The organism is Actinobacillus genomosp. 1 (assembly GCF_029774175.1).
GTDB lineage: Bacteria > Pseudomonadota > Gammaproteobacteria > Enterobacterales > Pasteurellaceae > Actinobacillus.
The window spans coordinates 1,728,195-1,742,988 of sequence record NZ_CP103834.1; the positions used below are offsets into that span (position 1 = coordinate 1,728,195).

At 42.5% G+C, this 14,794-nt stretch carries 13 protein-coding genes; 4 read left to right on the forward strand and 9 right to left on the reverse strand.

The window, feature by feature from the left end; genetic code table 11:
- The first annotated feature begins 88 nt into the window (after positions 1 to 88).
- On the forward strand, positions 89 to 1,717 hold the full coding sequence (gene yidC, locus NYR63_RS07970; protein WP_279457056.1) for a membrane protein insertase YidC: 1,629 nt from the start codon (positions 89 to 91) through the stop codon (positions 1,715 to 1,717).
- A gap of 261 nt (positions 1,718 to 1,978) precedes the next feature.
- Here the strand turns inward: yidC and NYR63_RS07975 are convergent, their stop codons facing one another.
- From NYR63_RS07975 to napF, 7 genes are all read right to left on the reverse strand, one after another.
- Positions 1,979 to 2,593: a cytochrome c3 family protein gene (locus NYR63_RS07975; RefSeq protein ID WP_279457057.1), complete on the reverse strand. Its 615-nt coding sequence runs from the start codon at positions 2,591 to 2,593 to the stop codon at positions 1,979 to 1,981.
- A gap of 11 nt (positions 2,594 to 2,604) precedes the next feature.
- The gene (locus NYR63_RS07980) at positions 2,605 to 3,027 is read right to left on the reverse strand and encodes a nitrate reductase cytochrome c-type subunit (protein WP_279457058.1); all 423 of its coding nucleotides are present in this window, start codon (positions 3,025 to 3,027) and stop codon (positions 2,605 to 2,607) included.
- A gap of 18 nt (positions 3,028 to 3,045) precedes the next feature.
- Positions 3,046 to 3,939 (reverse strand): quinol dehydrogenase ferredoxin subunit NapH, encoded by an 894-nt coding sequence (napH, locus tag NYR63_RS07985; protein ID WP_279457059.1) that lies wholly within the window; start codon positions 3,937 to 3,939, stop codon positions 3,046 to 3,048.
- Positions 3,939 to 4,844 carry a ferredoxin-type protein NapG gene (gene napG, locus NYR63_RS07990; protein ID WP_279457060.1) on the reverse strand — a complete coding sequence of 302 codons (906 nt, stop codon included), beginning with the start codon at positions 4,842 to 4,844 and terminating at the stop codon, positions 3,939 to 3,941. The genes napH and napG overlap by 1 nt, the downstream gene beginning before the upstream one ends.
- A 154-nt stretch (positions 4,845 to 4,998) precedes the next feature.
- Entirely contained in the window at positions 4,999 to 7,482 is a 2,484-nt protein-coding gene (gene napA, locus NYR63_RS07995) for a nitrate reductase catalytic subunit NapA (protein ID WP_279457061.1), read from the reverse strand.
- A 31-nt stretch (positions 7,483 to 7,513) separates the two neighbouring features.
- A complete protein-coding gene (locus NYR63_RS08000) occupies positions 7,514 to 7,783 on the reverse strand; it encodes a chaperone NapD (protein WP_279457062.1) in 270 nt (89 codons plus the stop codon).
- Between the two features lie 2 nt (positions 7,784 to 7,785).
- Positions 7,786 to 8,316, reverse strand: coding sequence for a ferredoxin-type protein NapF (napF, locus tag NYR63_RS08005; protein WP_279457063.1), 531 nt, complete (start codon positions 8,314 to 8,316; stop codon positions 7,786 to 7,788).
- A gap of 198 nt (positions 8,317 to 8,514) precedes the next feature.
- Here napF and NYR63_RS08010 point away from each other — a divergent pair, with 198 nt between their 5' ends.
- Positions 8,515 to 9,090, forward strand: a complete 576-nt coding sequence (locus NYR63_RS08010) for an NAD(P)H-dependent oxidoreductase (RefSeq protein ID WP_279457064.1) — start codon at positions 8,515 to 8,517, stop codon at positions 9,088 to 9,090.
- A gap of 80 nt (positions 9,091 to 9,170) precedes the next feature.
- On the opposite strand, the gene thrC is transcribed toward NYR63_RS08010, so the two are convergent.
- Entirely contained in the window at positions 9,171 to 10,451 is a 1,281-nt protein-coding gene (gene thrC, locus NYR63_RS08015; protein WP_279457065.1) for a threonine synthase, read from the reverse strand.
- Positions 10,452 to 10,583: 132 nt separating this feature from the next.
- On the opposite strand from thrC, the gene mgsA reads away from it, so the two are divergent.
- The gene (gene mgsA, locus NYR63_RS08020; protein ID WP_279457066.1) at positions 10,584 to 11,042 is read left to right on the forward strand and encodes a methylglyoxal synthase; all 459 of its coding nucleotides are present in this window, start codon (positions 10,584 to 10,586) and stop codon (positions 11,040 to 11,042) included.
- A gap of 82 nt (positions 11,043 to 11,124) precedes the next feature.
- Complete coding sequence (yccS, locus tag NYR63_RS08025; protein WP_279457067.1) at positions 11,125 to 13,305, forward strand: YccS family putative transporter; 2,181 nt, start codon at positions 11,125 to 11,127, stop codon at positions 13,303 to 13,305.
- Between the two features lie 61 nt (positions 13,306 to 13,366).
- Here yccS and NYR63_RS08030 read toward each other — a convergent pair whose 3' ends face one another.
- Positions 13,367 to 14,731: a patatin-like phospholipase family protein gene (locus tag NYR63_RS08030; RefSeq protein WP_279458545.1), complete on the reverse strand. Its 1,365-nt coding sequence runs from the start codon at positions 14,729 to 14,731 to the stop codon at positions 13,367 to 13,369.
- Between the last annotated feature and the right edge of the window lie 63 nt (positions 14,732 to 14,794).

Sequence of the window (14,794 nt, forward strand, 5' to 3'; positions counted from 1 at the left end):
GCTATTCGCAAAAGGCGGTTGGATCTAGTGCCAACCTATTATAAAATGCCTTTCTTTTTATCTGTCCTTAACCCAAGAGAAACTCAATATGAATTCAAATCGTAGTTTACTGGTAATGGGTTTGTTATTAGTGTCTTTTTTAATTTTTACGCAATGGCAGCAAGATTTTAATCCTGAAATCCAAGCGCAAAAACAAGCACAACAACAAGCTCAAGTTGCATCACAATCAAGCGACGTGCCTGCCGCATCTAACGCAAATACCGTTATTGCGGAAAATGCAACCCAAGGTAAAACCATCACGCTTCAAAGTGATGTATTACGTTTAACCATCGACACTTTAGGCGGCGATGTAATTGCTTCGGATTTATTAGCGCATAATGCGGAATTAAATTCCCAAACGCCATTCAAATTATTACAAACCGGAGCGACGACTTATATTGCGCAAAGCGGTTTAGTCGGCAAAAACGGGATCGATACCAATGCAGGTCGTCCGCAATACCAAGTTGCACAAGATACGTTCGTTTTGGCGGAAGGTCAAAATGAAATGAGCGTACCGATGACGTTTGAAAAAGACGGTGTGCTTTATACCAAAAACTTTGTGTTAAAACGCGGTAGCTATGATGTTGCGGTGAACTTCAATGTAAAAAACCAAACGGCGGCAACCGTCGAAGTTCAGCCTTACGGTCAAATCAAACATACCTTATTGGAAAGTTCAGGAAGTTTAACTATGCCGACTTACACCGGCGGTGCTTATTCTTCTGCTGAAACCAACTATAAAAAATATAGTTTCCAAGATATGGAGAAAGCTAACCTCGATATTAATACGAAAGCGGGTTGGGCTGCCTTATTGCAACACTATTTCGTTTCCGCTTGGATTCCGAATCAGGATGCGGAAAATACGATTTACTCTCGTACCAACAACGGTATCGCCACTATCGGTTATCGCGGTCCGGTAACAAACGTTGCGCCGAATAGCGAAGCAACGATTACCAGCCAATTATGGACCGGTCCGAAAGACCAAAAAGAGATGGAAGCGACCGCAGCGAACTTGGATTTAACCGTAGACTACGGCTGGGCGTGGTTTATTGCAAAACCGTTATTCGCATTATTAACTTTCATCCAAAGTATCGTGACTAACTGGGGTTTAGCGATTATCGGTGTTACCATTGTGGTTAAAACAATTCTTTATCCATTAACCAAAGCGCAATATACCTCAATGGCAAGAATGCGTATGTTACAGCCGAAAATTCAAGAGATGCGCGAGCGTTTCGGTGATGATCGTCAGCGTATGAGCCAAGAGATGATGAAACTCTATAAAGAAGAAAAAGTGAACCCGATGGGCGGTTGTTTACCGATTCTTATCCAAATGCCGATTTTCATCGCATTATATTGGACCTTTATGGAAGCGGTAGAACTTCGTCACGCACCGTTCTTCGGCTGGATTCAAGACTTATCGGCACAAGACCCGTACTACATCCTTCCGTTATTAATGGGTGCATCGATGTTCTTGTTACAAAAAATGTCCCCTAGTCCGGTAACCGATCCGGTACAACAAAAAGTAATGACGTTTATGCCGGTTATGTTTACCGTGTTCTTCTTATGGTTCCCGTCAGGCTTAGTACTTTACTGGCTAACCTCAAACATTATTACGATTGTTCAACAATGGTTAATCTATCGTAATCTTGAGAAGAAAGGCTTACATTCTCGTAAAAAATAAACGAGATAATATTTAAAAATCTGCACTATAAATTGGACTTATCCTTTTTATGGTGCAGATTTTTTATGCCTTTAAGTTGATATCGAAGATAGAGATATAAGAGCGTTTAATCTTTTCTAAAGACAAATCACAGACTATAGCCGTTTCATAAAGAACGAATCCGGTACTGTTTCAGACAGTATCGTTATTAGCAATAAAAAAGGACCGAGTTTCATTTATCTTGAACTCGGTCCAATTATTTATCCTTAGTTAGTCTCTAAACTATTTTGCTTCGGATTTCTGCTCTTTTTGAATCATATCTTCAGGAATAAAGGTTTTTTGTACTTTTTCCATATGCGGAAGATTATGTGCAATACCTTTGTGGCAATCGATACAAGTTTTACCCTGATCTTGTGCCATAGCGTGCATTTGTTGCGCTACGGTTTTTTGTTGAGTGAAATCCATATCTTCAAAGTTATGACAGTTACGACACTCTTGCGAATCGTTAGCTTTCATACGCGCCCATTCACGCTCCGCCATTTCTAAACGATGCGCTTCAAATTTTTCTTTGGTATCCACTTTACCGGTAAAGTGTGCATACACTTCTTTTGAAGCGATAATTTTACGTTTCCATTTATCGATGAATTCATGCGGTACGTGACAGTCCGAACAAATCGCTTTCACACCGCTACGGTTTGAATAGTGGGCGGAAGCACGATATTCGGGTACAACGTCATTCATATGACAATCCGAACAGAATTGTTCGGTATTGGTATATTCCAAGCCTTTGTTAAAACCGCCCCAAGCTAAAATCCCTCCGATTGCGGAGATAAGGATTAATGCGCCTGCCGCCATTTTGCTAGGCGTACGGAACCAATTCCAAAATTTCTTAATCATTATGTTGCTCCTTATTTACCTTGCGTTTGACGAATCGTTTCAAATTTGTTTTGAATAATCGGATTTACATCCGTTTGTTGTACGTGGCATTGTAAACAGAAGTAACGACGCGGAGAGGTACCTTCCGTCAATTTACCGTCGCGATCCATAAAATGCGTTTTAGGCACACGAGGCGCACCTGTTGTACTTGATACTTCCGGTGCATGGCAACCTAAACATTGGTTAGTATTTTTCGTCACTTGCAAACCGCGAATACTATGCGGTACAAGCGGCGGCTGATGAGGGAAAGTCGTCGGAATATTACCGACGTCTTTATGTGGATTCGTATAAGCCGGCGCCACATTTTCCGGTAATTTATCCAGCGATAAATTTTGTGTTTCCGCTACTGCAAAACCTGTAATTGCAGTAAGGATAAGAGCGAGATATTTTCTCATTTTGGTTCACTCCATGATTTATACATTTTTTACTTCGATACTGCCTTGAAAACGTGTTCCAAAGGCAAAAACATTTTCCGGACAAACATCTATACAGCGTCCGCAGCTAATACAATCTTTTGAAAGCACTATCGTACTGTCTTCCGGTTTGCCGTGTAGCGGCACTCTCAGTACTTGCGGCTCAGGACACACGTTATAACAGTCCATACAGCGGTCACAATGCGCACGATCTACCACATTGACTTTGATAATACTTTTTGCGCCAATCAGTGCATAAGTTGCGCCAATCGGACAAAGATGCCCGCACCAACCGTGCTCTACGATAAGTAAGTCGAATAAGAAGACCACTGCGACTAACCAAAGTGTTGCGCCCAATCCGAAGACAAAGACACGACCGAGAGCCGCCACCGGGTTAATCCATTCCCACAATAATGTCCCGGAGATCGCACTACCGACCAGAATCATTGCCAAAATCGCATAACGTAAGTTACGCGGAATTTTAGCACTTTGACGAATACCGAGTTTTCTACGTAACCAAGCGGCTGTATCCGTAACCATATTCATAGGGCAAACCCAGCCGCAGAACGCTTTACTTGCCACTACCGCATAAAATGCCACAACAATTAGCGCACCTAAAATCGTTGTCCATTCCGGTAAATAGCCTGTTGCAAGACTTTCCGCCGTAATGAGCGGATCGCTCATCGGGATCACGTCAAACAACATACTACCGCTGTAATTGCCTTTTAAAATCCAAATATTCCAAAACGGCCCGCTTAAAAACATTAGGATAATACTTAATTGGCTAATACGGCGTAAGATTAAAAATCGGTACGCTCTCCACCAACCTAATTTTTGTCGAGCCTCTAAACCGGCGTCTTGCGGTTTATTCGGGGTAAATTTTATCTCAGCCATTATTTAACCCCCTTAATATTTAAATCTAAGTTAGGGAAATGTTCCGCTTCAGGTACAGTGGTCGAACTCGGTACATAGTCGTAAGTCGCCCGATTCGGCGTAGCTACTTTTTGGTTCGGCTGTACTTTCATAAATTGATAAGTCGGCTCGTTCATTCCTTCCGGTACACGGGCATCCATTGCCGGACGTAAACCGTCCGGATGCTGTTCGTCCAACAAGGCTTTACCGGCATTTTGTTTTTCTTGCCAGCCTAAACGATAGTGACGTCCCAACATACCTTTAGCTAAGTCCATCGGTAATACTTTAATCGCCGCTTCTTCCAATACGCACGATTGTTCGCATTTACCGCAACCGGTACAAGCATCGGAATGGACGGTCGGGATTAGCTTCGCATGAATATGCGTACGGGTATTAGGTACTTCTTCCAGCGTAATCGCCTTATCAATCAGCGGACATACCCGATAACATACGTCACAACGTAAACCTTGCCAGTTCAAACAAGTCTCATGGTCGAGTAATACCGCCAATCCCATACGAGCATCGTTAATATCGGTCAATTCCTCGCTTAACGCACCGCTAGGGCAAGCATTCATACAAGGAATATCCACGCACATTTCACAAGGTTTGTCTCGTGCAATAAAATACGGCGTACCGGCTTCCATCGGCGAAAGTAAACTTGCCAAATGCAACATATCGTACGGACAGGCTTGTACACATTGTCCGCAACGCGTACAAGAGGCTAAGAAATCCTTTTCCGGTAATGCACCCGGTGGTCGTAAAGCAACGCCTTCTTTGGCATTTGCTTGGTGTTGTTGTAACCCTAAAATTACACCGACACCACAAATACCGGCTGCGGTTCTGGTCGCATTTTTCAAAAATTGGCGACGATTCGGGTCAAGTTTCATAGTAGTATCCTTTTTATAAGCGGTTGAAATTTACACAATTTTCCACTTATCTTATCCCCCTCTTTAGTAAAGAGGGGTTAGGGGAGATTTGTACGATATTGAAGATCCTTAAAAATCTCCCCCAGCCCCTCTTTTTCAAAGAGGGGGGCTATAATTACGCCTTAACCACTTTAACCGCACATTTTTTGTAGTCGGTCTCACCTGAAATCGGGTCGGTTGCATCTAACACTAATTTATTTGCCAACTGTCCCGCATCGAAGAAGGTGGTATAAATTAGACCTTTCGGACATTTGTTGCGACCGCGCGTATCTAAGTGAGTAATCATTTCGCCGCGACGAGTAATTAATTTCACTTTATCACCGTGACGTAAGCCGCGAGCTTTAGCATCGTCCGGATGCATCCAACAAAGGTTGTTCGGGAACGAACGGTGTAATTCCGGTACGCGACGCGTCATAGTACCGGTATGCCAATGTTCAAGCACACGACCGGTACATAACCATAAATCGTACTCTTCATCCGGACTTTCCGCAGGCTCTTCGTAAGGTACGCCTAAGATAATCGCTTTTTTATCCGGATAGCCGTAGAACGATACGCCTTCACCCGCTTTGACATACGGGTCGAAGCCTTCACGATAACGCCATAAGGTTTCTTTACCGTCCACTACCGGCCAACGTAAGCCGCGCACTTGGTGGTAAGTATCGAAGTCGGCTAAGTCATGTCCGTGACCGCGACCGAATGCCGCATATTCTTCAAATAAACCTTTTTGTAGGTAGTAACCGAAATGTTCCGCTTCATCATTGATATAACCCGGTACGTTATTCGGCGTATCGAATTTATCCACTGCGCCGTTTTTATAGAGTACTTCGTAAAGGGTTTTGCCACGATATTCCGGCATTTGTGCAAGTAATGCTTCATCCCATACCTCATCGGTTTTGAAGTATTTAGAGAATTCAACAATTTGCCATAAGTCTGAACGAGATTCACCCGGACCTTTTACTTGCTGACGCCAGAATTGGGTACGACGTTCCGCATTACCGTAAGCCCCTTCTTTTTCCACCCACATACAAGTCGGAAGAATTAAGTCCGCAGCTACCGCAGAAACAGAAGGATATGGATCGGAAACCACGATAAAGTTTTCCGGATTACGCCAACCTGGGAAGATCTCTTCATTAATATTCGGACCGCCTTGCATATTGTTGGTACAAAGCTGCCATAAGAAATTAAGTTTACCGTCTTTTAACATACGGCTTTGCATAACCGCAGGATACCCCGGCACGGTCGGAATCGTACCTTTCGGTAATTTCCACGCTTTTTCTACAATTTCAACGTGTTTCGGATTGGTTACCACCATGTCCGCCGGTAAACGGTGTACGAAAGTACCGACTTCACGCGCCGTACCGCAAGCTGACGGCTGACCGGTTAATGAGAACGGACCGCAACCCGGCGTTGAGATTTTACCGGTAAGCAAGTGTACGTTATAAACCATGTGGTTTACCCATACGCCGCGTACGTGCTGGTTAAAGCCCATTGTCCAGAAAGATACTAACGTTTGTTTCGGATCCGCATACATTTTCGCCAGCGTTTCCAATTGATCTTTCGGTACACCGGAAATTTCGTGCGCTTTTTCTAATGTATAAGGCTCAACGATTTTCTTAAATTCTTCGAAATCGGAATCATACATTTTGCCGGCGGTTTTCGCATTTTTCGCTGCTTTTTGGCGAGGATGATCCGGACGTAAACCGTAACCGATATCCGTTTCACCACGTTTAAATTTGGTATGTTTATTAACGAAATCCCAGTTTACTTTATCGTTTTGGATAATGTAGTTGGCGATATAGTTAAGAATTGCTAAATCCGAATGCGGTTTAAAGATAATCGGGGTATCCGCCAATTCAAACGAACGGTGTTCAAATGTGGACATTACCACCACTTTCACTTTATCGTCCGATAAGCGGCGGTCGGAAATGCGGCTCCATAAAATCGGGTGCATTTCCGCCATATTCGAACCCCAAAGCACGAACGCGTCGGTTTTCTCAATATCGTTATAACAACCCATAGGTTCATCCATACCGAAAGTACGCATAAACGCTACCGCCGCAGACGCCATACAGTGGCGTGCATTCGGGTCGATGGTGTTAGAACGTAAACCGCCTTTCCAAAGTTTTACTTTCGCATAACCTTCGAAAATAGTTGTTTGACCTGATGAGAACATACCAACCGAATTCGGTTCTTTTTTCTTAAGAATATCTTTTACTTTCTCCGCCATAATCGTGAAAGCTTGATCCCAAGAAACCGGTGTAAAGTCGCCTTCTTTATGGAATTTACCGTCTTTCATACGTAATAAAGGCGTTTGTATACGGTCTGCGCCGTACATAATTTTTGATAAGAAGTAACCTTTAATACAGTTTAAACCACGATTTACTTCCGCATCCGGGTCACCTTGGGTCGCAACCACACGACCGTCTTTGGTACCGACAAGTACGCTACAACCCGTACCGCAGAAACGGCATGGAGCTTTATCCCATCTAATACCGTCATCAGCAGCATAAACATTTTTTACAGGAATGGTCATTCCTGCCGCAGCAGCCGCAGCCATCGCCGCATTTGCTTTCATAAAATCTCTACGATTGAGTTCCATAATGTTTCCCACTTTTATAAAAAAATTAAAACTATTGTTCATCTAGGTAATTGGAAATTAACGATACGACAATAACACCGTTAATATCTTTTACCTGATCGATTAAATCGGCGAGTGCAAGTTGTCTGTCACTTTCAAGTGTTACAACCAATTTGCCTTCTTCGGCTTTTTCACCGTGAATTTCTGCAAGCGGAATTGCGAGAATATCCGCTTTCACTTGCGCTAATTTTGCCGGCTTGGCTTGCACGACAAGGCTGCACACATACCAGTTTTTAGCTTCGTTTAAATTTTCCGTACTCATTACTAAAATTCATTCCTTAAAATTGATATTGCGGAAGTAGGACAAACCGAGAGGCAAGCTCCGCAACCGTTACAAGCGGTCAAATCCAGTTGTAAAGTTGCAATACCGCCTAATGCCGGGCGAAAACGAATTGCTCTGCTTTCACAGCTGTCTCCACAACTTCTACACTCAACTCGTTGTTTTAATAAACAGTTTTCTTTAATTTCAATCTTATGTCGCCAAGCCTCTTGCGTTGTAGCGATAAACACATCAGACTCACAACTTTTCACGCAAGCTTCACAAAAAGTACATTCGCCACGGCTAAAGTCGATCTCGGGATAACCGCCCGCACCTTTCACGATAATTTGCGTTTCACAAGCGGATATACAGTTATCGCAAGCGGTACATTTTTCATAAAAACTTGCAAGATTTGTCCAAGGCGGGCGAATCGCATGATGTCCTTGTTGCTTGACCTGCTCAGTTTGTAACGCATTTAAAAAATGACCGCGTAAAAAACTACGTCGAGGCAAAGATTGTTGGCTGAAATCGGACAAAACACACCTACGGCAAATAAAACTAAATGATGAATATTATCGACTTTTACTGATCCGCTTTCATCACTCCAAGGAGGTATTTGCCTGATAACTAAAGGAAAGATTGATTATTATCAAAGAATAATTAAGGGAAGTTTTGTATGTAAAGACTGATTTCGGCGATAATTAAGAACCGTTATTATTTAGCTGAGAAATACGATGAATCATCTGATTATTTACGCCCATCCGAACCCGCAAAGTTTTAACCGTGCGCTACTAACACAAACCGTTCAAGCAAGCCAAAATCATCAAGTTATCGTACGAGATTTATATCAATTAAATTTTGATCCCAATTTAGCTTGGCAAGAATTTCAAGACAGCCTCACCGGTATATATGCAAACCAAGTCCAAACAGAACATCAATATTGGCAACAAGCCGATGTCATTACCTTAATTTATCCGCTTTGGTGGATGGGTTTTCCGGCAATTTTAAAAGGCTACTTAGATCGTGTACTTACCTATGGTTTTGCCTATACCAACGGCGAAACCGAAAGTATCGGTTTATTAAAAGGTAAAAAAATGCAACAGTTTGTCACCATGGGTAACAACAATCAGAAATATGCAGACAAAGGTTTCTTAAAATCGCTTGATGATACGCTCGGCAACGGATTATTTAGCTTCTGTGGGATCGAAAATGTGCAAATGCACTATTTTGGTGATATCGGTTTAAAACAAACCGATTATGCCGCCATTTTGCAACAAGTTGAGCAAAATTGCAGAGAAATGTTGAAATAACACAAAATAAAAGCGGTTGATTTTAATAGGAAATTTGTAAATCTTTCCTCAAAATCAACCGCTTGTTTAAGCTAAATAGATTAGTTACCCGCTAACAAATATTCACGTAATTTTGCGAAATCTGCCGGCATGGTGTCGGATAACAGTTCCATTTTGTTATGCTTATCCAATGCTTCCGGTAACGGTAATTCAATGTTAAGAATACGTTCTACGCTTTCTTTGAATTTCGCCGGGTGAGCGGTGCAGAGGAAAATACCGGTTTCACCTGCTTGAAGCTGATCTTTTAACACTTGGTAAGCGATTGCACCATGCGGTTCACATAAATAACCTTCCGCATATTGTGCTTTTAATGCCGCTTCGGTTTCCGCATCATTTAAGGCTGCTGAACCTAAATCGCTTAACGCCCAACCATTGCGTTTAAATAATTCTTCCACTCGTGGCCAGTTGTTCGGACGGCTTACGTCCATTGCGTTTGAAAGCGTTGCAACCGTTGCATTCGGTTCCCATTTGCCTGATTTTAAATAACGTGGCACGGTGTCATTCGCATTGGTTGAAGCGATAAAACGTTTGATTGGTAAACCTAGCGTTTTTGCGATTAAACCAGCGGTTAAGTTACCGAAGTTACCGCTTGGTACTGAAACCACGACGTCAGCACGTTTTGCTTTCGGTAATTGCGCTACCGCTTCAAAGTAATAACAAACTTGTGCTAATAAACGGCTGATATTGATTGAGTTTGCTGAGTTTAAGCCGATCGCTTGACGTAATTCTGCATCGTCAAACGCTTGTTTTACTAACGCTTGGCAAGCGTCAAAGTCCGATTCAATCGCAACGGTACGAATGTTGCCGCCTAAAGTACAGAATAATTTTTCTTGTAACGGGCTGATTTTGCCTTTCGGGTAAAGGATCACCACATTGATATTTTCTAAGCCGTAGAATGCATGTGCAACCGCCGCACCGGTATCGCCTGAAGTTGCGGTTAAAATGGTAATTTTGCCGTTACCACGCACGCTTGCCAGTGCTTGTGCCATAAAACGACCACCGAAGTCTTTAAACGCTAATGTCGGGCCGTGGAACAGCTCAAGTGCGTAAATGTCGTCATTTACTTTTGCTAATGGTGCCGGGAAGGTAAACGCATTTTTTACCATCGCATTTACCGTTTCTTGCGGAAGTTCGTCACCAATCAATGCCGCAAGAATTTTCTGGCTACGCTCAACTAAAGGTAAATCCAGTAAAGCATCAATATCGTCAAATTTCGGCAACACTTCAGGGAAAAATAAGCCCTGATCTTTACCTAAACCTTGGCGCACGCCTTGTGCGAAATTCACTTGTTCTTCGGGGTGTTTGATGTTGTATAAGTTCATTAGGAAAAGTCCTTTATTATTAAATATTAAGAGTGATTTATCAGATTCTAGCTATTATCATTCGTTAGTCAATGCAAAAGGCATAAATAAGCGGTATTATTTGCGCAAATTTTTACAAAAAGGAAACCCACTATGAAAACAACAATTCGAAAAATATCTGCTCAGAAGCATATCGCTTTAGTTGCGCATGACAGTTGCAAGCAAAGCCTGATCCAATGGACGCTACAGCATAAAGCCGTTTTGGCTCCGCATACCTTATATGCAACAGGTACAACCGGACATCTATTAGCCCGTGAAAGCGGTTTAACTATCCAAGCGTTATTAAGCGGTCCGATGGGCGGCGACCAGCAATTAGGCGGGCTGATTGCGGAGAAAAAAATCGATATGCTGATTTTCTTTTGGGATCCGATGAATGCTGCGCCGCACGATCCGGACGTAAAGGCGTTAATGCGTATTGCAACGGTTTGGAACATTCCGGTGGCAATTAACGAAACCAGTGCCAATTTCTTACTTAACGCCTCACTGTTTAACCACGAAATTAATATTAATGTGCCGGATTATGAGGGCTATCTTGCCGAGCGTTTAGGCTAAACCGTTCGCTTTTCTCTTGTTTAAGCGGTCGAATTTGCTTTAAAATTTGTAAAATCTCAGCCGAATTCGACCACTTCCTATCATGAAAAACTTCCTGAAAAAACTCCGATTCGATTGGTTATCGGAAAATATGATTAAAACGCTACCGATCTTTATTTCGATTAATCTGGTATCACTTGTCGTATGGCAGTTACAAATGTCACATTTGGCAATGTCATTGATACTGGGGGTTATTGCCGGCGGTTTGGTGGATTTGGATAACAGTTTATCGGGCAGAATTAAAAATCTGATATTAAGCCTTATCGCCTTTGCAATTTCATCGTTAGGCGCGCAATTTTCATTGAGTTTTGGCTGGCTGTTTTTGCCGGCTGCGATGTTAAGCACCTTTATTCTCGTCATGCTCGGTGCTATCGGACAACGCTACAGCACGATTGCTTTCGGTTCACTAGTGGTGGCGGTTTATACCAGTTTAGTCTATACCCCGGAAAGTATTTGGTACGGTAATATGTTGATGATTCTATCCGGTGCGTTAATTTACGGTGTCGTCGCATTAATTGTCCATTTCTGTTTTCCAAACCGGATTGTGCAAGAAAATTTGGCGAAAGCCTATGATGCGTTAGGCGCATATTTACAAGCGAAATCGGAATACTTCGATCCCGACGATGACGATCTTGTTGCAAAACAGCTCGCTTTGGCTAAAGCTAACCAACAAATCGTACAAACCTTCGACCAAACTCGTGTTTCACTGTTTTACCGTTTACAGGGACACAACCGCCACTCTCGTACTCATCGTTTGTTACGCTATTATTTTACTGCGCAAGACATTTGGGAACGAGCCAGTTCGAGCCATTATCAATATCACGAACTGTTTCAGCAATTAAACAACAGCGATTTGATGTTCCGTTTCCAACGTGTGATGGAATTACAAGCGATTGCCTGCCAGCGGATTGCTTCGGCATTACGCCACGGAGAAAGTTATCAACATAGCGCAAGAGGTGAGAAAGCCTTACAAGGGCTACTTAATTCTCTGCATTTTCATAGTGAGAGAGGCTTAAAATCCGCCCATCGTTGGCAATCTATCGCAGAGAACCTACGTAATATCGAGGGACAGTTAAACCAAATCGAGCAAGAGAACGGTGTGGACGATTTACGTAAAGATGTCGTCAAATCAACCCGCTTGATTGCGGAAAATGTATCCGGTCTGCGCAATATGTTAAAAGCGATTCGCAGCCAATGTACTCTGTCTTCACAACTATTCCGCCATGCAATCCGCTTATCTATCGTGGTATTTGCTTGCAGTTTGGTCGTGCAGTTATTAAAACTTGACGGAAAAGGCTACTGGATTTTGCTAACCGCCGTATTTGTCTGTCAGCCGAATTATTCTGCGACTAAAAAACGTTTAATCCAACGGATTATCGGCACGGTATTAGGGGTATTTATCGGTTTCCTATTCCAATATTTCTCACCGAGCCTCGAAGCGCAGCTCGGACTTATCAGTATCACCGGCAGCTTATATTACTTCTTCCGTATCAGTAATTACGGCTTCTCGACTTTCTTTATCACGTTATTAGTGTTTGTGAGTTTAGACGTCTCCGGCTTAGGTGCAGAAAACGCCCTGTTACCACGCCTATTCGATACACTCGTCGGCACGGCATTAGCATGGTTTGCGGTTTCGTTTATTTATCCGGACTGGAAATACCTCAATTTACATCGCAATTTGCAAAGTACGCTTGCCGCCAGCGGGCAATATTTGCGTCATATTTTGGCACAATTGCAGTTCGGCTATAACGACCAATTAGCGTATCGTGTCGCTCGTCGTGACGTGCATAATAATATCTCGGCGTTAAGTGCGGTGATTTCCAATATGCACAGCGAACCGAAAAAATATCGGGAAGTATTAGACTTCGCTCCGAAATTATTAGGGGTAACCTATACGTTGCTCGGGTATATTTCGGCATTAGGCGCATACCGAGTGGAAAGTTCGGAATTAAGTCATAATATTGATTTTTCGGCCGTATTCTTTAGTAAGGGAAAACAAGTGGTAGATATGTTGGATGCGATCACTCGAATGAAAGATAAGGAATCCGTCTCTCTGCAACTGAGCGAAATTGATACGACACTTAATCACTTCGAACAAACTTATCAATACGGCGGAGATAAACTCGCTCTAGTGCTGGTTCAACAACTGCGTATGATTACTCAATTATTACCGCAATTACAATTATTGGTAAATAAAGAACAACTTTACCGAGAACATAACTAAGATAAGCGATCGAATTTGACGAAAAAATAACAAAATATTGGCTAAATTCGATCGCTATGCTTTATCTAAGCGAGGATAAAGCCGCTCGATACTCGTTTGATTGTTGTAATAAAATATAAGCGGCCTTTCTCAACTTATCTACGTCTTCCTCAGGCAAATAAAATGAAGTACTAATGTTAAGTACGTCTTTTTTCAATTCGCCTTCCGGCAGATCTTTTAAACTTAATCCGACAAAGTGTAACTGGACTTTTTGACCCGCCATCGTCTTGGCATATTTGTTCCAAGCATCGGTAAAGGTACGAAAACGGCGTAGGGTATTTTGAGTCGTTTTATCAATCGGCACATTGATAATCGTATTAATTACGTCGGCAACGCTCGGAACGTTTGCGGTTGCATCTATTTCATTCGTGACTTCGTTTTGCGCATTTACGTTAATCACAATAATGTTCTTAATTCGGCTTTGTCGGATAATCTGATAAAGTTGTTCCATACCGAATGCTTCGGAAATATCCAACAAACCGGCTAAGCCTAAATTATCGGTTAAACCGCCATCAACCAAATGGATAAACGGGCGTTCCCGACTATTCTGATACAAGGTCAATATATGTTTGGTTTCTTCAATATTTTTGGTAGTTAAACCGCCTACCGTTTGTTCTCGGACTACGAACTCTTTCGGCATCTTAAACTGACAATTCCCGCCGTTATTGTTTAAGGTTAAAGGCGCAAAGATCAAAGGTACGGAACTGGATGCCGCCACTGCCCGCGCAATTTCCAAATCATTCAGATCTAAACAAAGTCCGTCGAACGTTTCTTGCGTGAAGCTGAACTTTTGCCCGATATTCATATCCGTCGCACTTATGACGGCAAAAGGCCCCTTACGGTTTTTCTCTAAATCGCCGAATGTTTTGCCTTTATACAAGGCAATGTTGAATTGTTCTTGCAGTAGGTCGCCTCGACCGAACTGCGGGGAAGTTAAACGCGGGACGTTAGACAGGGAAAATACTTGGCCGATTACTTCTCGCTGAAAATTTCTCTTCAGAAATTTTTCTTCAAATTTGGGAATCACATCTTGCCCTTCCAGAGCGAAATAACCGGCTAATACCGAACCGCCGGACACGCCGTACACCAAATCGATATTATCAATTAGGCTTGAACCTTTAGCCGTCGGACGAATATGTTCTAATTTGAGTTGTTCTAAAACGCCGTAGCCCAGTGCGGCGGCACGTGTACCGCCGCCGGAAAACATTAAGATAATCAAGTTACCGTCTTCAGTATTTTTATTAATGGTGGATTGTAAACGGTAGCCCTGATTAGGGGTAATTTGCGTAATGGATTGAACCGGTTGATAAGAAACTAAACTACAGGCTGATATGCCGAACGTAACGACTAACCATATTGATCTTTTTAATAATAAAATCGGCTTCATGCGCAGGTATCTCATCAACATAGTTAAGGCCATTGAAACGTTAAAATTATAATTTATGGATAA

What these genes read in the sequence shown, in the direction of transcription:
- yccS (WP_279457067.1), top strand. Translation starts at nt 11,125, where the DNA reads ATGAAAAACTTCCTGAAAAAACTCCGATTCGATTGGTTATCGGAAAAT.
- yidC (WP_279457056.1), top strand. Translation starts at nt 89, where the DNA reads ATGAATTCAAATCGTAGTTTACTGGTAATGGGTTTGTTATTAGTGTCT.
- thrC (WP_279457065.1), bottom strand. Translation starts at nt 10,451, where the DNA reads ATGAACTTATACAACATCAAACACCCCGAAGAACAAGTGAATTTCGCA.
- NYR63_RS07975 (WP_279457057.1), bottom strand. Translation starts at nt 2,593, where the DNA reads ATGATTAAGAAATTTTGGAATTGGTTCCGTACGCCTAGCAAAATGGCG.
- napH (WP_279457059.1), bottom strand. Translation starts at nt 3,939, where the DNA reads ATGGCTGAGATAAAATTTACCCCGAATAAACCGCAAGACGCCGGTTTA.
- napA (WP_279457061.1), bottom strand. Translation starts at nt 7,482, where the DNA reads ATGGAACTCAATCGTAGAGATTTTATGAAAGCAAATGCGGCGATGGCT.
- NYR63_RS08010 (WP_279457064.1), top strand. Translation starts at nt 8,515, where the DNA reads ATGAATCATCTGATTATTTACGCCCATCCGAACCCGCAAAGTTTTAAC.
- napG (WP_279457060.1), bottom strand. Translation starts at nt 4,844, where the DNA reads ATGAAACTTGACCCGAATCGTCGCCAATTTTTGAAAAATGCGACCAGA.
- NYR63_RS07980 (WP_279457058.1), bottom strand. Translation starts at nt 3,027, where the DNA reads ATGAGAAAATATCTCGCTCTTATCCTTACTGCAATTACAGGTTTTGCA.
- mgsA (WP_279457066.1), top strand. Translation starts at nt 10,584, where the DNA reads ATGAAAACAACAATTCGAAAAATATCTGCTCAGAAGCATATCGCTTTA.
- NYR63_RS08030 (WP_279458545.1), bottom strand. Translation starts at nt 14,731, where the DNA reads ATGAAGCCGATTTTATTATTAAAAAGATCAATATGGTTAGTCGTTACG.
- NYR63_RS08000 (WP_279457062.1), bottom strand. Translation starts at nt 7,783, where the DNA reads ATGAGTACGGAAAATTTAAACGAAGCTAAAAACTGGTATGTGTGCAGC.